Raw genomic sequence first — 21,390 nt, forward strand, 5'->3', positions numbered from 1 at the left:
GGCACAACTGGTTTGGTCGCCAGTGCACCTACCGGAGAGCTCTGCCTGTTGTCATCTCGACACGCCGGGCATCGACACTGAGGATCGTCTCCGATCGATCCAGAGGTTCAGATCCCAGACAGGCACTTAGGTTTTATGTCGTTAGTTCTCCGTCCGGAGAGGTTTCCGCCATGTCCTCGTCGTTACGGTTCAACCGTCGCCGACTGCTGGTCGCTGCTGGGCTCACCGGAGCCGCGGCCTCCGGTCTGCTGAGGTCCGGCGCATCGTGGGCCACCACCGGTCCGAGCAGCTACACCGCGCGCTGGTCGTCGGTCGACCAGCACCCACCGGCCCCGGAGTGGTTCCAGGACGCCAAGTTCGGCATCTACTTCCACTGGGGTGTGTTCGGCGTCCCGGCGTTCGGCAACGAGTGGTACCCGCGCAACATGTACATCGGCGGGTCCAACGAGAACAACCATCACAAGAGCGTCTACGGCGACCCGTCGGCGTGGCCGTACCACAACTTCATCAACGGCGCCCGGGACAAGGCCGGCAACTGGGTGCAGTTCGCGCCGAAGCTGACGTCGGCCGGGGGTGCCTTCGACCCCAACGCGTGGGCGCAGCTGTTCGCCGATGCCGGCGCGAGGTTCGCCGGACCGGTCGCCGAGCACCACGACGGGTACTCGATGTGGAACAGCAGTGCCAACGAGTGGAACTCGGTCGCCACCGGACCCCGGCTCGACCTCGTGGGGCTGCACGCCAATGCGATCCGGGCCAAGGGCCTGAAGTTCATGGTCTCGTTGCACCACGCCTACCACTTCAACGGCTACTACGACCACGTGCCGGCGCAGTCGACCACCACGCTCAAGAAGCTGTACGGCCAGCTCGGCTCGAGCGCGGAGAACCAGCTCTGGTACGACAAGCTGCGCGAGGTCATCGACGGCTACCAGCCCGACCTCATCTGGCAGGATTTCGACCTGAACCTGGTCAACGAGGCGCAGCGGCTGAACTTCCTGGCCTACTACTACAACCGCGCGGTGGCCTGGAACACGGACGTGGTCGCCACCTACAAGGACGGCTTCAACAACAAGGGCGAGGTCTTCGACTTCGAGCGCGGCGGTCCGGCCGGCATCCAGACCCCCTACTGGCTGACCGACGACAGCATCTCCAGCTCCAGTTGGTGCTACACCGTGGGTATCGGCTACTACTCGCTCAATGCGATGCTGCACTCGTTGATCGACCGGGTCAGCAAGGGTGGCACCATGCTGCTCAACATCGCCCCGATGGCCGACGGCACGATCCCGTCAGGCCAGCAGAGCATCCTGCGCGGCATGGGCGACTACCTCAAACGCTTCGGCGAGTCGGTCTACGCCACCCGCGCCTGGGCCAGCTACGGCGAGGGGCCGACCCAGATGGGCGGCGGCTCGTTCTCCGGCCCGCGGGAGGGTACCAACCGCGACATCCGGTTCACCCGCAGCAAGGACAACACCGTGCTGTACGCCACCGTGCTGGGCTGGCCGGGCAGCACGCTGACCATCACCACGCTGAACTCCAACCAGATCAACCTGAGCAGCTTCGCCTCGGCGCAGCTGCTGGGCTCCACGGCAGGCTCGTACCTCGACCTGGCAAGGCCCACCCAGGGCGGCTCCGGCCTGCGCCTGACGATGCCCTCGTCCACCGCCCCCTACAGCGCCCCGGCGTACGTGGTGAAGCTGACCTTCTCCGGCCAGATCCCCGCGCTGGGCGCGGGGCCCCTCCCGACGGGCTGGGTGAAGATCGCCAACGTCACCACCGGTCTGGCGCTCGACAGCGGCGGCAACGTCGCCTCCGGGTCGCGGCTCAAGCAGTGGAACTACGACGGCAGCACCAACCTGCAGTGGCAGCTGGTCGACCTGGGCAACGGCTGGTACCGCATCGTCAACCGTACCAATGGGATGGTCGCCGACAGTGGGGGCAGCACCGCCAACGGCGCCACCTGCCAGCAGTCGCCGTGGAGCGGCGGCAACAACCAGCAGTGGCGGCTGGGCAGCGTCGGCAACGGCCGCTACCAGATCATCAACCGGGGGACCGGCACCGCGCTGGACGGCATGGGCGACTCGACCATCGGCGGCAACGCGTGCCTGTGGGCGCCGAACAGCAGCACCAACAACCAGTGGACCATCACCGATGCCTGACCGGCACGGCCCGGCCCCGTCCGTCGAGGCGTGGCCTCGATCCGGCCGGTCTCGCGATACATCTGATGACCTGTCGTTCCCGGCCGGGCATCCAGCGTGAGCCGTCGGCGCGGCGTCGCTGCTGCCGGTACCTCATCGGAGTCACCTATGTTGTCCGACGCTGCCATCGCCGGTAACGTATGATGTCATAACATCGATAGTAATCGATTAACCGGCTGCCGCGTTTAGTGGCACGAATGGCCGCCACCGGCGCAGAACGCGCCGGTGGCGGCCCGCACCTCGATGTGAGCGCTCACACTCCAGTCATATCGTCCGCGTCCGTCAGGCAGGACCGCTCGGAACGATCCGGTCGAGCGGGCTGCGCCGGCCACACGTCACGGAGGCCACCATGCCCTTCCGCCCGCTCCGTCGGGCGGTGCCTACTGCGGACAGCCGGCGCTGCCGCCGTCGCAGCCCCCGCCGGTGGAGTTGCGCGGGCACGCGACGGACCACGTGCCGTCCGGCGTCACCACGTGGTCCGCCAGTCAACCAGCCGAAGACGCAAGGCCATGACCGGCTGAAGCGCGCCGAGCTGTGGCATGTGTGCGCCCGCGGGCCTTTAGACACCCGTCCCGGTAAACCTACTTTCGACCGAAGGGGAGTTGTGCGATGTCGAGGCGTAGACGCTTCTTTACTGTCGCAGCCGTAGCGCTTCTCGTCGTGGCCGCCGCCGGCGTGGTGCTGCGCGGTGGCTTCGGCGCGACCGCGCAGGCCGCGGAGAGTGGCACGGTAGCGGCGGCCGCGACCGCGGGATGCGGCAGGACACCAACCCTGACCAGCGGAACACGCACGATTCAGAGCAGCGGACAGAGCCGCTCCTACATCCTTAACATTCCCAGCAACTACGACAGAAACCACCCGTACCGGTTGATCTTCGGTCTGCACTGGCTGAACGGAACCGCTGCCAACGTCGCCTCCGACGGCTACTACGGACTTCTACCGTTGTCGAACAACAGCACGATCTTCGTGGCGCCCCAGGGGATCAACAACGGCTGGGCCAACACCAACGGCCAGGACCTGACCCTGGTCGACGACCTGACCAAGCTGATCGAGGGTGACCTCTGCGTAGACACCAGCCAGCTGTTCGCGCTGGGGTGGAGCTACGGCGGCTCCATGAGCTACGCGATCGCGTGTGCCCGGGCGACCGTCTTCCGTGCGGTCACGGCCTTCTCCGGTGCCAACCTCAGCGGCTGCAATGGCGGCACCCAGCCCATCGCGTACTTCGGCATCCACGGCACCCACGACAGCGTGCTCAACATCTCCAACGGGCGCGCGTTGCGGGACACGTTCGTCAGGAACAACGGCTGCACGCCCCAGAACCCGCCCGAGCCGGGGCAGGGCAGTCTGACGCACATCATCACCGCCTACTCCGGGTGCAAGCCCGGATATCCGGTCCAGTGGGCCGCGTTCGACGGAGACCACACACCCAATCCGGTAGACGGCTCCACCAGTACCAACTGGTCCAGGACCTGGACGTCGGGCGAGGTCTGGAAATTCTTCACCCAGTTCCAGTCCACCACGCCGCCGACCACGACGCCGCCGACCACGACACCACCGACCACGACGCCACCGACCACGACGCCACCGACCACGACGCCACCGACCACGACGCCACCGACCACGCCGCCCGGCGGTGGGCAGCCCGGCACCTGCACCGCCACCTACCGGGCGGTCAACAGCTGGCCCGGCGGCTTCCAGGGCGAGGTCACCGTGGCCAACAACGGCGCCGCCGCCCTCAACGGCTGGACCGTGCGCATGACCCTCGCTGGTGGCCAGGCCATCAGCAGCCTCTGGAACGGCACCAACACCGGCACCACCGGCGATGTCACCGTCAGGAACGCCGCCTACAACGGCGCCCTCGGCGCGAACGCCTCGACCACGTTCGGGTTCACCGCCACCGGTAGCAGCGCCGCTGCGCCCAGCAACATCTCCTGCGCCAGTCCCTGACCACAACGGACGCGGGACCCGACGCCGCTCGGGAGACCGGCGGATCCCCGTTCACCCCTACCGTGGCGTGCGGGTGGCCAACCCGAATCGGCGGGAACGCCCGCACGCCACCATCGAACGGCCGCCGCGATCAGCAACAACCTGGGGCACGACATCGGACTGGACTACCGCGGTATCAGCTCGTTCCTGCCGACCTGCGTCACCGGCGCGACGGTCAGTCACAACGAAATCTACAACATGCCGTACTCGGGTCTGACGATCGGCTACGGCCGGGGCGCCAACGGCACCCTGGTCCAGCTCTGGACCTGCAACGGCGGCAGCAACCAGAGCTGGACGCGAAGCTGACGAGCACCATCCCCCGGTAGGTTCCCCGCTCTGCCGAGTCTCCGACGGCGCAGCGGGAACCTACCGGGAGCAACTGTCCGCCGGGCCACCGACGTCACCGTAGCGGCCGGTCCGCGGACGACCGACCGGCCTCACGCCGCCGTGCCGGACATCCCGTGGTCGAACACGAGCCGGCCGCGAGGGGCATCCCGCATCCTGGCGTGCATCTCACCGTGCACGATGTGGACGGCCGGTTCCGCGCCGTCCACGGTAGGTAGATGGCGGCCATCGGCAGCTCGCCGGGACCGGGCGGCGCGGCGTCCCCGGGTCACCGTCTCTCCGGAAGACCCCAGCCCATGCGTGCGGCGACCTGCGTCGAGGATCCGTGCTCTCCTGGCGGCGCACCCAGAAGCATTGAAAACATAATACGTATGAGTCTATATTTCACCGCGACACGTAAGTCCTCGATAACGTCAACGAGGCAAAGGACGTGAATATGCTCGGTTTCGTGCGAGCCGGACGCCCTCGCCGATGGGTGGGCGCGATCAGCGGCACCGGGGCACTGGCCATCGCCGTCACGCTGGCCGGCTGCGGCGGCGGCACCAGTGGCTCCACCACCGGTTCCTACGGCTTCCCCCAGGTCACGCAGGATGACAAGGCCACGATAACGGTGTGGGTGGATGCGGATCGGACGAAGGCGGCCGACGCCTTCAAGAAGGCAAATCCCGACGTGAAGCTCAAGGTCGTCACCTACGACGGCTCGGCGAACGGATCCAATTCGTTCCGTACGAAGATGCAGCTGTTCGACCGGGCGGGCAGCGGCTGGCCCGACGTGGTGTTCTCGACGCAGAACAACGACGCGGCCTGGGCGAGCCAGGGCAGCAACGGCAAGCAGGCGTTCGCGGCCGTACTCGACAGCGGACTCGTTCCGAAGGCCACCCTCGGCAACTTCACCTCGGGCTCGCTGAACCCGTGCACCGTCGGCGGCAAGGTCTACTGCCTGCGCAACGACCTGGCGCAGGTGGTGCTCTGGTACAACAAGAGCCTGCTCGACCGGTTCGGCTACTCCGTCCCCACCACCTGGGAGGAGTACCGGGCGCTCGGCGAGAAGGTGGCCAAGGAGCACCCCGGTTACATCGTGGGTACCGTCGGAGACTCCTTCGCCCCGGAGATCTACTTCTGGGGCGGTAAGTGCCAGGCGAACGACATCACCGGCCCCAGATCAGTGACGGTCAACACCGCCAGCGCGGAGTGCAAGCGCACGGCGTCGATGCTCGACACTCTGATCAAGGCAGGCAGCACGCCCAACGTCAGCGTCTTCACACCCGAGTTCGTGAAGAACTACTCCGACAAGGTGCTCGTGATGCCTGGCCCGGCCTGGTACGCGGGTGCCATCTTCAACAACCCGCAGTCGCTGAACGTCCCCGCGGGTCAGCTCGGCGTCGCCGCGCCGCTGGCGTGGAGCGGTGACAGCGCCGTGACCGGCAACGTAGGCGGCGGTACCTGGTTCATCAGCAGCCACTCCAAGAACCTCAAGGCGGCTGAAAAGTTCGTCGAGTTCGTCACGACGGCCGACGACTACCAGGTGGACGCCGCTCCCGGCTACCCGGCCTACGCACCCGCCACGGACAAGTGGATCAAGAAACGGGAGTCGAGCGGCTACTACGCCACCGACCTGCAGCCGGTGATCAAGGCTGGGGCCGAGATCTGGAGCGGATGGGGCTTCGGGGTCTTCAGCCAGGAGGCGATCTGGGCCAAGACGGTCACCCCCGCGATCGCCAGCGGCAAGAGCCTGGTCGATCTGCTTCCCGAGTGGGGGACCGCGATCAAGAACCAGGCCCGGGTCGACGGCTATACGGTGACATGACCGCCACCAGGGACGCGGCGCAGTCGGCGGTCGTCCTGCGCAGGCGGCCGAGGGCCGCCCCGGGCCGCCGGCCGGCCGCCCGCCGCGACGGCGGTACGCGGAGCCCGATGAGCTACGGCTTCATCGCGCTCTACGCGGGGCTGGCGGTCGCGTTCGGGATCCTTCCCGCTCTCTACGCCCTCTACCTGGCGTTCACCAATGGTGATGGCAGCTTCGCCGGGTTCGCCAACTTCATCAAGGTCATCAGGGACTTCCGCTTCCTGCCCGCCGTCGGGCACGTCGCGCTCTACCTGGCGATCTGGCTGGTCGCCCTCGTGGTGCTGGTCTCGTTGCTGGCCATCGTCGTGCACACGGTCCGGGTGCGCTGGCTGAGCCGAACGATCCGGCTCATCTTCTACCTACCGGGCGCCCTGGCGGGCGCGTCGAGCGTCCTGCTCTGGCTGTTCGTGCTCGACCCGACCGCGAGCCCGGTCGCCGGCCTGCTCCGCTTGCTGGGCTTCTCCAGCTTCGTGCAGGTCATCGTGCCGGCGAACCTGCCTCCGGTCTTCGCGATCATCGCGTTCTGGACCGGCGCGGGAGGCTGGATCGTCATCATGTACGGCGCACTCAACAACATCAGCCCCGATGTGATCGAGGCCGCGCGCATCGACGGCGCCAGCACGGTGCAGATCGCCTGGCGCATCCAGTTGCCGCTGATTCGCAAATGGGTCTCGTACATGGGGGTCATGTCCCTCGCCGCAGGCACGCAGCTGTTCGTCGAGCCCCAGCTGCTCTCGCAGGCCAGCAACGCGGTCGTGCCCAACGACTACTCGCTCAACCAGCTCGCGTACCAGTACGCCTTCCAGCAGAACGACTTCAACGCAGCCGCGGCCATCTCCCTGCTGCTGCTGGCCATCGCCCTCGCGTTGTCGGCTGTCTTCGTCACGCGCGGCGGCCTGTTCGGGACGGACTGAGCTCTTGACGACACCGGACATCACCCGCCCCGTCCGATACCGGGCGGCTGTCAGCGGCTGGAGCGGCCGGACAATCGTCGCGGTCGTGGTCGTGATCTTCGTGCTGTTCTTCATCGTCCCGATCGTCTGGCTGTTGCTGGCGACGACGAAGTCCGCGCACGGGCTCATCGTCGACAACCCGTTCCGGCCCGGCAGCCTCGGCGACCTCGCCGCCAACTGGAAGCAGCTGTTCGGCTTCCAGGATGGAGCGGTGACCGCCTGGGTGGCCAACTCGGCGCTGTACGCCGTGGGAGCGCTCGTCATCACGCTCATCGCGAGCATCCCGGCGGGCTACGCGATGGCTCTGACGCAGTTCCGCTTTCGCCGGCTGCTCCTGGTGCTCACGCTGATCGTCATGCTCATCCCGAACACCGCGCTGGTACTACCGATCTTCCTCGAGCTGAACGCGGTGGGGCTCATCGGCAGTCCACTCTCGGTGATCCTGCCCCTGTCGTTCTTTCCGTTCGGCGTGTACCTCACCTACATCTACTTCTCGACGAGCGTTCCGCGCGACCTGCTCGCGGCGGCGCGCATCGACGGATGCGGCGAGTTCCAGGTGTTCACGCGGGTCGCGGCGCCGCTGGCCGCGCCGATCGTCGCGCTGGTGGCGTTCTTCAGCTTCGTGCAGAGCTGGAACAACTTCTTCCTGCCCTTCGTGATGCTGCCCTCGAGCGACGGGTACCCGGTCCAGGTCGGCCTGACCGCTCTGCTCGCCTCGACACCGGCGTTCAACCCGAGCTCCGCCGGAATCCAGTCCGTGCAGCTGCCGACGCTCGCCCTGGCGACCGTCATCTCGGTGCTGCCAGTGCTGATCGTCTTCCTCTGCGCGCAGCGCTTTCTGGTCACGGGCATGACGGCGGGAGGCACCAAGGAGTGAGCCGTAACCCTGTGGAGAAGGAGCCCGTGTGAAAGTCACCGGATACCGCAGCCTGACGACGCAGCACGAGTGGGGGCGGCCGATCGGCGACGCCAACGGGGTGGTTTCCGAGCCGCGCACCGATGTGCACGTGCTGATTCTCGAAACCGACAGCGGCCTCGAAGGGGTGGGTGTCGGCGAGCACGGCGACATCGACCGTGTCTTCGGTGCCGTCGAGGGTCGGGACCCCCGGGCGGTCTCGGCGCTCTACGACCGGATGCTGGACCGGGTCTTCAAGACCGGCCACTCGGGCGCGACGTTCGGCACGATCGGCGCCATCGACATGGCACTGTGGGACCTCAAGGCGAAGGCGGCCGGCGAGCCACTCTGGCGTACCCTCGGTGCCCTGGACCGGTTCGTCCCCGGTTACGCCTCCGGGCTGGACATCGCGCTCGACGACGACGCCCTCGTGGCCCTGTACGAGCGCTTCGCCGATCGAGGCTTTGCCGCAGGCAAGCTCAAGGGCGGCCGCAACGTCGCGCACGACCTGCGCCGACTGGTGGCGTTGCGGGAGGTCCTGGGGCGCAACTCGGCACGCCCTGCCCTGATGTTCGACGCCAACGAGTCGTGGAACCGTTCGCAGGCCGTGCGATTCGTCGCGGCGCTGGAGCGCGCGGTCGACCTCACCTGGGTCGAGGAACCGGTACGCAGATGGGACGCGGCCGGGCTGGTCTCGGTCCGGCGCGGCATCCGCGCTGCCGTCGCGGCCGGTGAGAACCTGACCGGCCTCGAGCAGTACCGTCCCCTCCTGGACGCCGACGCCATCGACATCGTCCAGGTGGGCAACGTCTGGGGCATCACGCACTTTCTGCGGGTGGCCGTGACAGCGCACGGCCGCGACCTGCCCGTGAGCCCGGTGGCCTACCACGCCAACCCGCTGGCGCACGCCGCCGCCGCGGTGCCGAACCACCTGGTCTTCGAAGTCCAGGACCTGTCGTCTCCGATCGGACTCGAGGTTGACCAGGAGTTCGTGGACGGGGGGATCGTCCTCGGCGACGAGCCGGGTCTGGGCATCCGGGTCGACGAGGACACCGTCAACGCCGTGCGAGCTGTCAACCCGCCGGCCGCGATCGGTGGGCCGCATGTCCGTCCCGACCGGGCGGGTCTGCGCCTCGTCCCCGACTCCCGCCGAGAGGAGCCCGCCGACGCGGTTGCGGCGGAGAGAGTACGGTCCTGAGTGCGCTACTGGGCTCACCCGCGAGTGTGGCGTCTAGAGCTCCGCCTTCTCCCGGGGTGCGGTGAACCGGCGCCGTTGCCAGGAATTGATGATGTGGTCGCGCATCGCCCGTTCCGCGGCCTCGACGTCCCGGCGGGAGATGGCGTCGACCACCCGAGCGTGTTCGTCCAGGGTGGAGCGGAAGGCGTCCTCGTACCCCATCCCCTGGTATCGGCTGCTCTCGAGCGCCCGCCGGTACAGCCGTTTGGTGATGTTCTCGGCCAGCCGGTTACGGGAGAGTTCCATGATCGTGAAGTGGAAGACCACATCCGCCTGCCGGAAGGAGTCGCTCTCGTGCTGCGTCTCGCGCATCGTCCCCAGCGCATGCTCGATGCGGGTCAACTCCTCCGCCGTGCGCCGCGCGGCCACCGCGCCCGTCATGGCGGCCTCGAGGTGGCCCCGGACAATCGTCAGCTCGTCCAGGATGGCCAGCGACACGTCGTTGTCGATGAGCGCGGAGAGGACGATCGGGTCGAGCATGTTCCAGGAGCCGGAGCGGGCCACCTGGGTACCGCGGCCTTGCGTCACTACCAGCAAGCCCTTCTCCTCGAGCCGCTTGACCGACTCGCGGATGACCGTGCGGCTGACGCCGAAGTGCTCGCTGAGCGGACCTTCGGGCGGCAGCAACTCGCCCTCGGCGAGCTGGCCTGTGACGATGAGCTCCACCAGCTCACTCACTACCGCCACGCTCAGCCGTTCGGCGGGTCGACGGGGAGGGAAGGCGAACACGTCCGCGCGAGCCGTCATGACCGCACTCTAATGGGCCTCTCCCGATGCCCCTCCGGGCAGCAGGTGATGAGGGTCCGGTCGCCGGCAAGCAGGGCGGTGCGGACCTCTCGGGCCGCGTACCGCTCGAGGCAACGGATGATCTTTTCTTGGGCGGGCCTTCGGTGAGGCGGCGTAGGCGCGGGTGCAGGGTCGTAGCGGGTGCGGCGGAGCACGACGGTGTGCGGGGCATGGTCGGCGCGCGGGACGTCGCGGCGGTGGGGCGGTGGCGGTCGGTGCGTTCGGAGCTGGCCGGGACCGGCGCGGGCAGCAGCTGGACACTCGAATCGGTTCGTCTGCGTCGGGCCGGACTCGATGGTTCCCACATTGACCCCGCAATATGACGGTCGTAGCATCGCATTGACAAATGTCGAATCGATTCACTAGGTCCTAGTCACTTTGGAGGTCGGGCGACACGTTGGCCGGCGGTGCTGCCGGCCGCACCGCTTTGTCGCCTGAGCTCGACGGCCCGGACCGGCGCGCGGCCCGGATCGACCGGCCGGAACCGTCGCGGCCGTCACGTGGGACACCGGCCCGACCTGCGTCCGGCGGCCCCGCAGATCTCGCTCGGTGGCCGGACTTCGTACCAGGTGTGGACTTCGTGGCAGGGGCGGACCACGGGCAAACACATTGGTATACATCGATCAAAGCACGCGAAGGGAGTTGCGTGATGGCACGGTACAGATCCGTCTTCGGGGCTGTCGCGGTCGCGGCACTACTCGTCCTGGCCGTGGCCGGCGTGGTGCTGGGCGGCATCCTGGGCGGGGGCGCGTCGTCCGCGTACGCGGCGACCGCCGGGTGCGGCCAGGCACCGACGCTGGCGAGCGGCACACACACGATCCAGAGCAGCGGCCAGACCCGCAGCTACATCCTGCGGGTACCGGCCAACTACGACAACAACCACCCCTACCGGCTGATCTTCGGGTTCCACTGGGTGGGTGGCACCGCCAACGATGTCGACTCGGGCGGGACCGACGGGTACAACTGGTCCTACTACGGGCTCAGGCGACTGGCGGACAGTGCCAACAACAGCACGATCTTCGTCGCGCCCCAGGGCATCAACAACGGCTGGGCCAACTCCGGCGGCCAGGACGTGACCTTCGTCGACGACATGCTCAGGCAGCTCGAGGCCGGCCTGTGCATTGACACGACACAGGTATTCTCCTCGGGCTTCAGTTACGGCGGCGCAATGACGTACGCACTCGCCTGCGCCCGGCCGACGGTCTTCCGTGCGGTCGCGGTCTACTCCGGCGCGAACCTCAGCGGGTGCAGCGGCGGCAACCAGCCCGTGGCGTACATCGGGCTGCACGGCATCAGGGACAACGTCCTGCCCATCTCCTCGGGCCGGTCGTTGCGTGACACCTTCGTCAGGAACAACGGCTGCAACCCGCAGAACCCGCCGGAGCCGGCGAACGGCAGCCTGACGCACATCGTCACCGCCTACTCCGGGTGCCGGTCCGGGTATCCGGTGGTGTGGGCCGCGTTCGACGGAGCAGGGCACGACCCGGGCCCGATCGACGGGTGCACCTGTGGCGGCTGGCGGACCTGGACCTCGGGCGTGGTGTGGAACTTCTTCACGCAGTTCCAGAGCGGTCCGCCGCCCAGCACCCCGCCGGCCAGCACCCCGCCGCCCGGTGGCCGCCAGAACGTGGCGGTCGTGGGCGGCGCGTCCGGCCGGTGCCTGGACGTGTCGGGCCAGAGCACGGCGAACGGTGCGCAGCTGCAGTTGTGGGACTGCAACGGTGCCGCCAACCAGCGCTGGACCTACACGTCGAGCAGGCAGTTGACGGTGTACGGCAACAAGTGCCTGGACGCGTCGGGTCAGGGTAGCGCCGACGGTACCGCGGTGATCATCTGGGACTGCAACGGCCAGGCCAACCAGCAGTGGAACATCAACGCCAACGGCACCATCACCGGGGCGCAGTCGGACAAGTGCCTGGACGCCAACAATGCGGGCACCGCGAACGGCACGAAGATCATCATCTGGTCGTGCAACGGCGGCTCCAACCAGCAGTGGAGCCTGCGCAACTGACGTGATGCACGCGGGTCCCGAGCCCGGCACCGATCGTGCCTGGCCCGGGACCCGTCAGTACCCGAAGGGAGGAGAACTGCGCAGCCAGAACCTCCGACTGTTGACCGGCAAGGGCAGGGCTGTGGGTGCCAGAAATGTCGTGCGCGCGGCTCGGCGTCACTGCACATCCGGTGGGGGAGTGGGCGACCCCTCGCTATGCCCAGGCGGCGACTCCTGACTTCGGAATTGCTTGTCTTGTCGGCGAATAAGCCGGGCTCAACCAGGAGCCGGGCGTAGAAGCCGGTCGCTATGAACAGCATGACGCAGGCCGACGGTCCGATCCATCTCGGGTTGGACGTGGCCAAGAGTCAGATCGTGATCGGGGTTCTGCCGCCGGGGGCGGGAGTCAGCGGTGGTGGACCGGATCCCCCATGACGAGGCGGCGGTGCGCCGCGTCTGGTGAAGGTTCGAGGCCGGTCGCATCGTGGTCAGGCAGCGATGGTGTCGCGCCGCCGTCTTCTCGAAGTGTTCGGCGAGGTTGTGCCACAGGTGCCAGCGATCGGCCACCTGCACCGCGTGCGGGACGCCGGTGCGGGCGCCGTCGGCCGCGCCAGGATCTGCAGCCCGGCCGCCGTCTGCTCGACCCGTTCGACCACGACATCCGCAGTAGATGACGTCGACGCCCCAAATCGGCATCACCGGATGACCCCAACTGCCCCTGCCGGCGGGCGAAGAGGTTGACGTCGGGGCCGAAGTTGCTGATGAGCCACATGTTGATCCGCGGGCCGTATCCCCGCGGTCGATGAGCTGTCTCAGCTCAGCGTGACAGGGATGGGCCGTGGATCCGCACGGGCCTACGCGTCTCTTGGCTCAGCTCCTGGCGTTCGGCTGGACCGTCGTTGTCCAGGGTTGCGTCCCACCGAGTGGTGTAGAAGCTGATCCACTTCGGCGTATCGCAGACGTGAAGGGGGTCATCGCGTGAGTCTCTGTGTGAACGACCAAGGACACCCAGAGGACGGAGTACGCGATGACCCTCGACCAGTCTGCCTTGTTAGAGGTGCTGGAGTCACTCAAAGCCGCCGACGAATGGCAGACCGGAGACCGCCGCTACCTCGCCGAAGCAACCATGGCCCTGCTCACCGCACCACCGGCCGCCACGACCACCGAACTCGCCGCCGCATAGCCACACCCGTTGCCCAGCCGGTTATCGACCGGAAAACTGAACAGCGCACAGAGCCTCACGCAGGCGATCTACACCATCTCGCGGGACGTGACCGGGCGGGGCAGCAGTCGCGACAGCACTGCCGGCACTACCCGGTCGGCGGGTTGGAGGTCGGGGCGGTGCACCTGGCGGCGCAGCACCGCCACCTGATGGCGGAGCACCAGGATCTCGACATCCTTGGCGCCGCCGTCCCGGGCGAGCTGGGTCAACATTTGCAGGATCTGGCGCAGGAGCAGGTACACCAGCGATGCGCTCATGGCCGCGAGCATGACGGCTGCGCAGGGCTTGAGCTTGCACAGAATTGCACTTCAGACGGCCGAACCGAGTATTCGAGCCCCACAGGGTGGCCCGGCCTGTCTGGGGGAGACCGCCGGCCCGTTCCTACCGCTCCCGCGGTCGGCGGTGACGCTTCGTGATGCGGCCGCGTGGTTGGTTACGTGCTGTCACGGCGCGGTGGCCTGGCCGATCCGCTTATTGACGGTGACGCCACTTTCATGTTTACATCTCACCCATGTGATCTTGCCCACGTGAAGGCGAGGGTTCGTAATGGCAGAGCAGGTACGGGTCGTCGTCCTTGGTGGCGGAATGGCTGGCTTGTGTGCCGCCATGGCGGCTACCGGCGAGGGCGCGGAAGTGTTGCTGCTCGAGGAGGCGCCGCAGCTGGGTGGCTCCATGGCGATCAGCGGCGGACTCGTATGGGGGCCCAAGGACCTCGCCACGGCAAGGTCGTACATCCCCAAGGGCCGCGCGGACCTGCAGCGGAAACTGTGCGACGAGCTGCCCGCAGCGTGGGAGTGGCTCGAGCAGTTGGGCCTACCGCTCGGTGACGAGTCGCCGTGCCTCAAGGACGACATGGGGCGTGGGCGCACGATGGGGCTCGGCGTCGCCGGATCTCGCGGTGACTTCGCCGCCGCCATGGAGAAGGTGGTACGAGAGCGCGGGGGAGCGATCCGCACGGGTGCCACCCTGGTGGACCTGCGGCCGAGAGGTGAAGGTTGGCTGCTGGAGGTCGTTCACGACGGCCGGCAAGAGCTGATCGAATGCGCGGCGCTCGTCTCCGCCACCGGCGGATTCCAGAACAGCCGCGACATGCTTCTCCGGTATGTCACCCCCGAAGCCGAACGACTGGTTGTGCGCTCCAACCGCCAGAGCGCCGGTGGCGGCATCCGGCTGCTACACGGGCAGGGTGCCGGCCTCAGCAATGGAATGTCGTCCTTCTACGGACACTCCTTGCCTTACACGCCGGGACGCGAGATTGCCAGCAAGGACTTCATTCCGGCCTCACAGTACTACTCCGACTACACGGTGGTCCTCAATCGCCTTGGGCTGCGGTTCACCGACGAGTCGATCGGCGTTCTCGACGAACATAACGCTCAGCAGGGCTCCCGCCAGCCGGACGCCCGATACTTCCTGGTATTCGACGAGGCGATCCGCGACCGGCATGTCACGTCGAGTGTGGGCCTGCCGGGCGTCCTGGGCTCCCGCGTCCCTGACCGGCTCGACCTGGTACGCAGCCTCGGCGGTCTGGTCATCGAGGCCCCGTCCCTTCGCGCTCTGGCCGACGCGCTGGGATCGCACGGCGTGCCGCCCGAGAACGTGCGCGACTCGATCAATCACTACAACGAGTCGACCGACCCGGTACGCGGCCTCTTCCCGCCACGCGTCTGTCACCACGAGCCGCTGCATGAAGCGCCGTTCTACGCCGTTGAGTGCGTCAGCGCCATCACGTACACGATGGGTGGACTCCTCGTCGATGACGAATGCCGGGTCCTCGATGCCGACGGCAGGCGAATCGGGGCGGCTTTCGCTGCCGGCGCGGACGCCGGCGGTGTCTTCGTAGACGTTTACGGCGGCGGTCTCGGATGGGCCGCGGTCAGTGGCCGTGCGGCCGGCCTCGGAGCGGCGTCATGAGCGCGCCGTCCGGGCAGGTGCAGGGGAAGGTCGTGATCGTTACGGGCGCTGCCGGCGGTCAGGGGGCGGCCGAAGTCCGCTGGCTGGTGGCCGAAGGGGCATCCGTACTGGCAACCGACATCGCCGAAGTGCAAGGTGCCGCGCTCGCCGATGAGCTCGCGTCGCAGGGAGGGCATGTCGCCTTCCGCCGTCTCGACGTCACCGATCGAAACGACTGGAGGACGGTACTTGACGAGGCCCTTTCACGTTGGGGGCGCGTCGACTGCCTCGTCAACAACGGCGGTATCAGCGATCGTGCGGGCGTGTTCGGCGTTGACCTCGACCGGTGGGCACGTGTGCTAGACGTCAACCTGACCGGGCCCTTGCTCGGAATGCGCGCCGTTGCGCCGTCCATGCGGGCCGTCGGCAAAGGCTCCATCATCAACGTCTCGTCCGTCGCGGGGCTCGCCGCGTATCCGGGCGCGGCGTACGCCGCCAGCAAGTGGGGCCTTCGTGGCCTGAGCAAGAGCGCCTCCGTCGAGTTCGCGCCGCATGGTATACGCGTCAACTCGATCCATCCGGGCTTCATCGAGACCGGCATGGTCACAGATGCGGACCCCGCGTACCTCGACGGGTTCGCGCGCACGACTCCGCTTGGACGCGCGGGCCGATCAACCGAAGTCGCGCCACTGGTGGGGTTTCTCTGCTCCGACGCAAGCAGCTACATCACCGGCGCCGAGATCGCCGTAGACGGGGGATGGTCATCCGGCGGCCAGATCCGAGGCGTCGCGATCGCCGCCGCCGATTACCGCCGCGCGGTATCCACTCAGGAGGCTCAGGCATGACACTCCCGCAAATCGTCACCGACTACTTCCGCTTCCTTTCGGCGGGGCAGTTCGAGGAGGCAGCGGCCTGCTTTTCCGCGGACGCCTTCTACTCCCACCCGCCGTACGACCCTGGCTCCGACGGCGTGACCGCGTCGCGCCTGGAAGCCCGGGGAACCGACTCCCTCGTCCGGCTGTTTCGTGCCCGTGGCAAGCGCGACTGGTCGCACGAGACCCGCTCGGACACCGTCGAGAACCGCTTCTACATCGAGGGTGTCGTTCGTGACGCCGACGGCGCTGAGGTCTTGTCGTTCCTGTCGGCCGGACAGCTCGACGACAACGGTCTCATCGCGAGGTACGTGGCCTACGACTCTCGTCCACCGGTGGGGTCGGCGTCGCCGGTGTGAAAAGCGCCAGCGACTCCCACTGCCACCGGGACCCGGAGTCGTCCCAATCCTCGACGAGAGTGGGCACGACTCAAAGGCAATGACGTCAAAACGTCCGGTATCTCGACCCACCAAAAGGGCAGTCTTTCATGACGCAGTTCCTCGTAACGACGTTGTCCAATGCGGCAGTGTACGCATTGATCGCGGTGTCGTTGAACGTCATCTACCGCTCGAGCGGCATCCTGAACTTCGGCGCCGGGCACATCGCCGTCATCGCGGGAATCTTCTACGTCAACCAGGCCACCCCTAGTGTCCTCGGCGTTCTCAGCACGATGTTGGTGACGGCGCTGTTGAGCCTCTGTGGGTATGCCGTCGCCGTCTGGTGGGGTCAGCGCCGGGGCGTCAACCACGTCGCCCTGTCGCTCTCGCTCCTGGGTGTCGGACTGGTGCTGGAGTTCCTCGCCGGTGAGATCTGGGCGAAGGAGGGTTTTGCCGCCGAGCCCCTGCTCGAGGGCAGCATCTCGATCGGGGACACGACCTTCGCACGCGGGCGGATCCTGGTAGTGGTCCTGGCGGGCGTTTTCATTGTCGGCATTCTCGCGTTCGTCGACCGGACGATGGTCGGCAATGCCCTCGAGGCCACGGCCGCCGACAGCGAACTGGCGAGCCTGTACGGCGTGCGCACCGGCGTCATCGCCGTCGTGACCTGGGTCCTCGCCGGATCCGCACTCGGTCTTGCGGGGGTTCTGCAGAGTTCGATCGCCGCCGTGCAGCTGGCATCGGCGCTCCCGCTCATCATCTTCGGGATCGCTGCCGCGGTCGTGGGCGGTTTGGGAAGCATTTCCAAGGCTGTAGCCGGCGCATTGGCCGTAGCGGCCGTGCAGACCGGCTTCATTCAGTTCGTGAGCCCGCGCTACTCGGTCAGCATGGTCTTTCTCCTGCTGTTCATCGTCCTTTCCTGGCGGCCCGCCGGGCTGTTCGCAAACCCCCGCAAGGCAGAGAGGGTATGACCATGGCAAGGGCCTCGGAGAGTCCCCGTCCTTGGTGGCAGTCGTTACTAGCGCCCCTCGTCCTGCTCGCCCTGGTCCCGTTGATCCAGGGTGACGACTTCTCGGTGTACCTGGCCATCACCGCAGCGGCGGCTTTCATCCTCACCGTCAGCTTCAACCTCATCTACGGCTACGCCGGCATCTTCTCCCTCGCCCATGTAGCCGTCTACGGGATCGGCGCGTACGTGACGTGCCTGCTGCAGATCAAGATGGGGTTGCCGTTCCTGGTGGCTGCGGTGGTCTCCATGGCCGTCTGCGCGGCCGTTGGTGTCCTGCTCTGGCTGCCGACCCGCCATCTCAAGGACCTATTCCTCGCGATCGCCACGCTCGGCTTCGCGGTGACGGTCCAAGAGGTCCTTCTCAAGTGGACGTCGGTGACCGGCGGTGCCCAAGGGCTGCTCGGCATCCCCTACGCGGAAATCGCCGGGGCGGAGATCGCAGCCAACACGCTCGAGTACTACGCCCTGGCGGCCCTCGGCGCATGGATCGCCTGGGAACTCTCCGCGCGTCTTACCAGGTCGGGCATGGGACGCAAATTCATGGCATTGAAGGACGCGCCGGTAGCGCTCTCAGCGGTGGGAGTATCGCCCGGCCGCGTCAGGCTCGTCGCCTTCGTCGTCTCAAGTGTCCTGGCGAGCCTGGCGGGCACGATCTTCGCTCACCAGTCGCTCTCCATCGCCTCGGATTCGTTCGGGCTGCACCGGCTGATCCTGCTGATCCTCGCTGTGTTGATCGGTGGGGTCGGAACCCAGTTCGGCCCGGTGATCGGTGTCATCGCGCTCGTGTTCATCGACGAGGCCGGTGTCGCGAGCGCCGGCTACAACACCCTCATCCTGGGCGTCGCGATCATCCTTCTGCTCAGCTACGGGCGTGGCGGCATCGGCGGCCTCGTTGAGCGACTGGTGACGTCGATACTGCGGCGCCGACGTCCTGATCAGCTCATCGACGTCCAGCCCACCGATGTCGGCTTCGAAACGCGGTCGGCAAAGGGACCGCTGCGCGTCGAGAACGTCTCGGTCGACTTCGGCGGAGTACGGGCGCTGTCCGACGTGACCCTCGAGGTGGCCCCGGGGCGGGTACTGGGTCTCGTGGGTCCGAACGGCGCCGGCAAGACCACCCTCGTCAACATCATCACGGGCCACGTCATACCCACTTCCGGTCAGGTCACTCTGGACGGACAGCGGCTGGACGCTCAGCTGCCGTACAAGGTGGCGCGGCTGGGGGTCGTGCGTACCTTCCAGACGGCGAGGCTCATACCCGAAGTCTCCATCGTCGGCAATGTCGCGCTGGGCTTCGCCGGAACCGCCACCGCGAGCGACCTCGGCGAGGTCTTCGACTCGCCCGCTGCCCGGCGCGACACCCGCGATGCGCTGAGCAAGGCAGTCGGCCTGTTGCGCGCCCTCGGCGTCCACGAGAACCTGGGTGACCCGATCGGTTCGCAGCCGTACGCGACACAGCGCCTGACCGAGGTCGCTCGGGCACTTGCCACCGCGCCGTCGTTCCTCCTGCTCGATGAACCCGGCGCGGGCCTCAACGACCACGAACGATCGACGCTGGCGCTGATCATCCGCCAACTCGCCGACGCCGGCATCGGCATCCTCCTGATCGACCACAACGTCTCGTTCGTCGCGGAGGTCTCGGACGGAATGCACGTGCTCGACGGTGGTCAGACGCTGGCCGCGGGGGAGCCCGACGACGTCCTGGGCCGCGCCGAAGTCGTCGACGCCTACCTCGGAGGGAACGTATGACCGCGCTGCTGGAGGTGCGAGGCCTACGGGCCGGGTATGGCTCCGCCACCGACGTACTGGTCGACATCGACCTCACCGTCGAGGAGGGGGCGGCCATCGGGATGATCGGCGCGAACGGCGCCGGGAAGAGCTCACTGCTGAAGGTGCTGGCGGGCTTGTTGCCGGCCCGCTCAGGAGAGATCGAGTTTCAAGGCACTCGTCTCGGCAACGAGTCCCCGTCGGCGCGCCTGCGTCGTGGCCTGGTGATGCTGCCCGAGGGCCATCGCGTCATCCGGTCACTCACGGTGGAGGAGAACCTCCGGCTGGCCGCCATCTCACGCTGGCCGCGGGGAGTCCGATCGCGCCTCGACGAGGTCCTTCCGATGGTGTTCGATCTCTTTCCCGTACTCAAAGACCGCCGGCGACAGCTCGCCGGCCTGCTCTCCGGCGGCGAACAGCAGATGGTGAGCATCGGGCGTGCGCTGGTGTCGAAACCGCGGCTGCTGCTGCTCGATGAGCCGTCGCTCGGCCTCGCCCCGGTCGTCATCGACCGGATCTACGAGTCACTGGGCCTCCTGCGTCAAACGGGGTTGTCGCTCCTGGTCGTTGAGCAGAACTACGCGCGGCTCAATGTCTTGTGCGACCGCCTGCACGTCCTCCGGCTCGGCAAGGTCACGTTGTCCACCGACGGGGGAATCGACAGCGACGAGGCGATCCGATCCGCGTACTTCGGACACGAGGAGCCGTCGGCAGTAACGACCACACAGAACAAAGGAGTGAGTGGATGAAGCTCAAAGCATCAGTCGCGCTGGCCGTTACTGCCAGCCTGGCCCTCGCAGCCTGTGGCAAGTCGTCCGATTCATCCGGCGGCGGCAACAGCGACCCACTTGTCGTGGCCGTTGTCGTGCCGTTGACCGGTGCCTCGGCTAAGACGGCTGAACAGATGGTCAACGGCGCCAAACTCGCCGCCGAAAAGGTGAATGTGAACGGCGGGGTCGGAGGGCGCAAGCTCGAGATCAAGGTCTACGACGACAAACTGACCGCCGAAGACGCGAGCAAGGAGTCGCAGCGGGCTATCACCCGCGACCGCGCGATAGCCATCGTCGGCGGGCAGTCCAGCGGCGAGGCGCTCGCGATCCGGGAGGTGGCGGAGCGCGCGAAGGTGCCGTTCATCACGCCTTCCGCCACCGCGGAGTCGGTGACGAAGGGCGCGATCTTCACCTACCGCATCGCACCGTTGCTGACGGACTACGCGACCGGGGTCGTCGACACGGGCAAGGCGCTCGGCCTCAACAAGCCAGTGGTACTCAACGACTCCGGATCGGCGGGTCTCCTCCTCAAGGACCTCTTCTCGAAGCGCGCCAAGGAGGTCGGTCTTACCTTCGCCGGTGACCCGATCGAATATCCGATCAACGGCACCGACGTGAACGCGCAGGTCTCCGCCGCCGCGAGCAAGAAGCCCGATGGTGTCCTCATCGGCGGGTCGGCCGGCAGTGACCACGGGCTGGTGGCCAAGACGATGCTCGAGCAGGGGTTGAATGTTCCGCTCGTCGGCTTCAGCCCCATCCTGGTCAACGACGCCATCAAGATCGCGGGCAAGGCGTACAGCGAACTCCCGGGCGTCTACTCGCTCCAGAACCTCGACCAGACCAAGGAGTCGACGAAGTCCTTCATCGCCGACTACAAGAAGAAGTTCGGCGAGGCCGACCTCACGGAGCACCCGGCGCAGACCTTCGACGCGATCAACATCCTGACCGAGGCGCTGAAGTCCGCCGGCGGTGAAGGCGGGCAGAAGCTCGTGGATGCGCTGAACTCGATCAAGCCGCACGACGGCGTCTCGGGGAAGAGCGGCTCCCAGATCGAATTCTCCAAGGAGCGCCACGACGGGTTCAAGGGCAAGTACCTGGTCACCTACAAGATGAACGGGCCCAAGGCCGAGCAGGTCAACCTCGGAGGCTGACGATGCTGCCGGCCCGGGACGACCCGGGCCGGCAAGCCGGGTGGTGACCGTACACAGTGACCTGATCATGGAGTTGAGGAGGACGAGCCGCGTGTCCCGCGG

At 67.2% G+C, this 21,390-nt stretch carries 17 protein-coding genes; 15 read left to right on the forward strand and 2 right to left on the reverse strand.

Going from position 1 to position 21,390, the window contains the following annotated elements; genetic code table 11:
* Positions 1-170 precede the first annotated feature (170 nt).
* The 6 genes from ACNTMW_RS33150 (at position 171) to ACNTMW_RS33175 (ending at position 9,415) form a co-directional block, all read left to right on the forward strand.
* Positions 171-2,153, forward strand: a complete 1,983-nt coding sequence (locus ACNTMW_RS33150; RefSeq protein WP_426638012.1) for an alpha-L-fucosidase — start codon at positions 171-173, stop codon at positions 2,151-2,153.
* 648 nt (positions 2,154-2,801) lie between these two features.
* A complete protein-coding gene (locus ACNTMW_RS33155) occupies positions 2,802-4,139 on the forward strand; it encodes a cellulose binding domain-containing protein (protein WP_426638013.1) in 1,338 nt (445 codons plus the stop codon).
* Between the two features lie 832 nt (positions 4,140-4,971).
* Positions 4,972-6,330, forward strand: a complete 1,359-nt coding sequence (locus tag ACNTMW_RS33160) for an ABC transporter substrate-binding protein (RefSeq protein WP_426638014.1) — start codon at positions 4,972-4,974, stop codon at positions 6,328-6,330.
* Complete coding sequence (locus tag ACNTMW_RS33165) at positions 6,327-7,283, forward strand: carbohydrate ABC transporter permease (RefSeq protein ID WP_426638015.1); 957 nt, start codon at positions 6,327-6,329, stop codon at positions 7,281-7,283. The genes ACNTMW_RS33160 and ACNTMW_RS33165 overlap by 4 nt, the downstream gene beginning before the upstream one ends.
* Before the next feature lie 4 nt (positions 7,284-7,287).
* Positions 7,288-8,199: a carbohydrate ABC transporter permease gene (locus ACNTMW_RS33170; RefSeq protein ID WP_426638016.1), complete on the forward strand. Its 912-nt coding sequence runs from the start codon at positions 7,288-7,290 to the stop codon at positions 8,197-8,199.
* Between the two features lie 28 nt (positions 8,200-8,227).
* Complete coding sequence (locus ACNTMW_RS33175; protein WP_426638017.1) at positions 8,228-9,415, forward strand: mandelate racemase/muconate lactonizing enzyme family protein; 1,188 nt, start codon at positions 8,228-8,230, stop codon at positions 9,413-9,415.
* Between the two features lie 33 nt (positions 9,416-9,448).
* Here the strand turns inward: ACNTMW_RS33175 and ACNTMW_RS33180 are convergent, their stop codons facing one another.
* Complete coding sequence (locus ACNTMW_RS33180) at positions 9,449-10,201, reverse strand: FadR/GntR family transcriptional regulator (RefSeq protein ID WP_426638018.1); 753 nt, start codon at positions 10,199-10,201, stop codon at positions 9,449-9,451.
* A 688-nt stretch (positions 10,202-10,889) separates the two neighbouring features.
* Here ACNTMW_RS33180 and ACNTMW_RS33185 point away from each other — a divergent pair.
* The gene (locus tag ACNTMW_RS33185) at positions 10,890-12,251 is read left to right on the forward strand and encodes a lectin (protein ID WP_426638019.1); all 1,362 of its coding nucleotides are present in this window, start codon (positions 10,890-10,892) and stop codon (positions 12,249-12,251) included.
* A gap of 1,006 nt (positions 12,252-13,257) precedes the next feature.
* Positions 13,258-13,413 (forward strand): hypothetical protein, encoded by a 156-nt coding sequence (locus ACNTMW_RS33190; protein WP_426638020.1) that lies wholly within the window; start codon positions 13,258-13,260, stop codon positions 13,411-13,413.
* A 68-nt stretch (positions 13,414-13,481) separates the two neighbouring features.
* Here the strand turns inward: ACNTMW_RS33190 and ACNTMW_RS33195 are convergent, their stop codons facing one another.
* A complete protein-coding gene (locus ACNTMW_RS33195) occupies positions 13,482-13,709 on the reverse strand; it encodes a hypothetical protein (RefSeq protein WP_426638021.1) in 228 nt (75 codons plus the stop codon).
* Positions 13,710-13,998: 289 nt separating this feature from the next.
* Here ACNTMW_RS33195 and ACNTMW_RS33200 point away from each other — a divergent pair, with 289 nt between their 5' ends.
* The 7 genes from ACNTMW_RS33200 to ACNTMW_RS33230 all read left to right on the forward strand — a co-directional run bounded on the left by ACNTMW_RS33200 (position 13,999) and on the right by ACNTMW_RS33230 (position 21,288).
* Positions 13,999-15,363, forward strand: a complete 1,365-nt coding sequence (locus ACNTMW_RS33200) for an FAD-dependent oxidoreductase (protein WP_426638022.1) — start codon at positions 13,999-14,001, stop codon at positions 15,361-15,363.
* Positions 15,360-16,187, forward strand: a complete 828-nt coding sequence (locus ACNTMW_RS33205) for an SDR family NAD(P)-dependent oxidoreductase (RefSeq protein ID WP_426638023.1) — start codon at positions 15,360-15,362, stop codon at positions 16,185-16,187. Before ACNTMW_RS33200 ends, ACNTMW_RS33205 begins: the two co-directional genes overlap by 4 nt.
* On the forward strand, positions 16,184-16,573 hold the full coding sequence (locus tag ACNTMW_RS33210; RefSeq protein WP_426638024.1) for a nuclear transport factor 2-like protein: 390 nt from the start codon (positions 16,184-16,186) through the stop codon (positions 16,571-16,573). The genes ACNTMW_RS33205 and ACNTMW_RS33210 overlap by 4 nt, the downstream gene beginning before the upstream one ends.
* A gap of 128 nt (positions 16,574-16,701) precedes the next feature.
* The gene (locus ACNTMW_RS33215) at positions 16,702-17,562 is read left to right on the forward strand and encodes a branched-chain amino acid ABC transporter permease (RefSeq protein ID WP_426638025.1); all 861 of its coding nucleotides are present in this window, start codon (positions 16,702-16,704) and stop codon (positions 17,560-17,562) included.
* A gap of 80 nt (positions 17,563-17,642) precedes the next feature.
* Positions 17,643-19,349: a branched-chain amino acid ABC transporter ATP-binding protein/permease gene (locus tag ACNTMW_RS33220; RefSeq protein WP_426638026.1), complete on the forward strand. Its 1,707-nt coding sequence runs from the start codon at positions 17,643-17,645 to the stop codon at positions 19,347-19,349.
* Positions 19,346-20,116, forward strand: coding sequence for an ABC transporter ATP-binding protein (locus tag ACNTMW_RS33225; protein ID WP_426638027.1), 771 nt, complete (start codon positions 19,346-19,348; stop codon positions 20,114-20,116). Before ACNTMW_RS33220 ends, ACNTMW_RS33225 begins: the two co-directional genes overlap by 4 nt.
* The gene (locus tag ACNTMW_RS33230; RefSeq protein ID WP_426638028.1) at positions 20,113-21,288 is read left to right on the forward strand and encodes an ABC transporter substrate-binding protein; all 1,176 of its coding nucleotides are present in this window, start codon (positions 20,113-20,115) and stop codon (positions 21,286-21,288) included. The genes ACNTMW_RS33225 and ACNTMW_RS33230 overlap by 4 nt, the downstream gene beginning before the upstream one ends.
* Positions 21,289-21,390: the final 102 nt, after the last annotated feature.

Source organism: Planosporangium spinosum (genome assembly GCF_049999945.1).
Lineage (GTDB): Bacteria > Actinomycetota > Actinomycetes > Mycobacteriales > Micromonosporaceae > Planosporangium > Planosporangium spinosum.

Coding starts and splice junctions, on each gene's coding strand:
- ACNTMW_RS33150 (WP_426638012.1), top strand. CDS start 171: ATGTCCTCGTCGTTACGGTTCAACCGTCGCCGACTGCTGGTCGCTGCT.
- ACNTMW_RS33155 (WP_426638013.1), top strand. CDS start 2,802: ATGTCGAGGCGTAGACGCTTCTTTACTGTCGCAGCCGTAGCGCTTCTC.
- ACNTMW_RS33165 (WP_426638015.1), top strand. CDS start 6,327: ATGACCGCCACCAGGGACGCGGCGCAGTCGGCGGTCGTCCTGCGCAGG.
- ACNTMW_RS33180 (WP_426638018.1), bottom strand. CDS start 10,201: ATGACGGCTCGCGCGGACGTGTTCGCCTTCCCTCCCCGTCGACCCGCC.
- ACNTMW_RS33185 (WP_426638019.1), top strand. CDS start 10,890: ATGGCACGGTACAGATCCGTCTTCGGGGCTGTCGCGGTCGCGGCACTA.
- ACNTMW_RS33190 (WP_426638020.1), top strand. CDS start 13,258: ATGACCCTCGACCAGTCTGCCTTGTTAGAGGTGCTGGAGTCACTCAAA.
- ACNTMW_RS33195 (WP_426638021.1), bottom strand. CDS start 13,709: ATGAGCGCATCGCTGGTGTACCTGCTCCTGCGCCAGATCCTGCAAATG.
- ACNTMW_RS33200 (WP_426638022.1), top strand. CDS start 13,999: ATGGCAGAGCAGGTACGGGTCGTCGTCCTTGGTGGCGGAATGGCTGGC.
- ACNTMW_RS33205 (WP_426638023.1), top strand. CDS start 15,360: ATGAGCGCGCCGTCCGGGCAGGTGCAGGGGAAGGTCGTGATCGTTACG.
- ACNTMW_RS33210 (WP_426638024.1), top strand. CDS start 16,184: ATGACACTCCCGCAAATCGTCACCGACTACTTCCGCTTCCTTTCGGCG.
- ACNTMW_RS33215 (WP_426638025.1), top strand. CDS start 16,702: ATGACGCAGTTCCTCGTAACGACGTTGTCCAATGCGGCAGTGTACGCA.
- ACNTMW_RS33225 (WP_426638027.1), top strand. CDS start 19,346: ATGACCGCGCTGCTGGAGGTGCGAGGCCTACGGGCCGGGTATGGCTCC.
- ACNTMW_RS33230 (WP_426638028.1), top strand. CDS start 20,113: ATGAAGCTCAAAGCATCAGTCGCGCTGGCCGTTACTGCCAGCCTGGCC.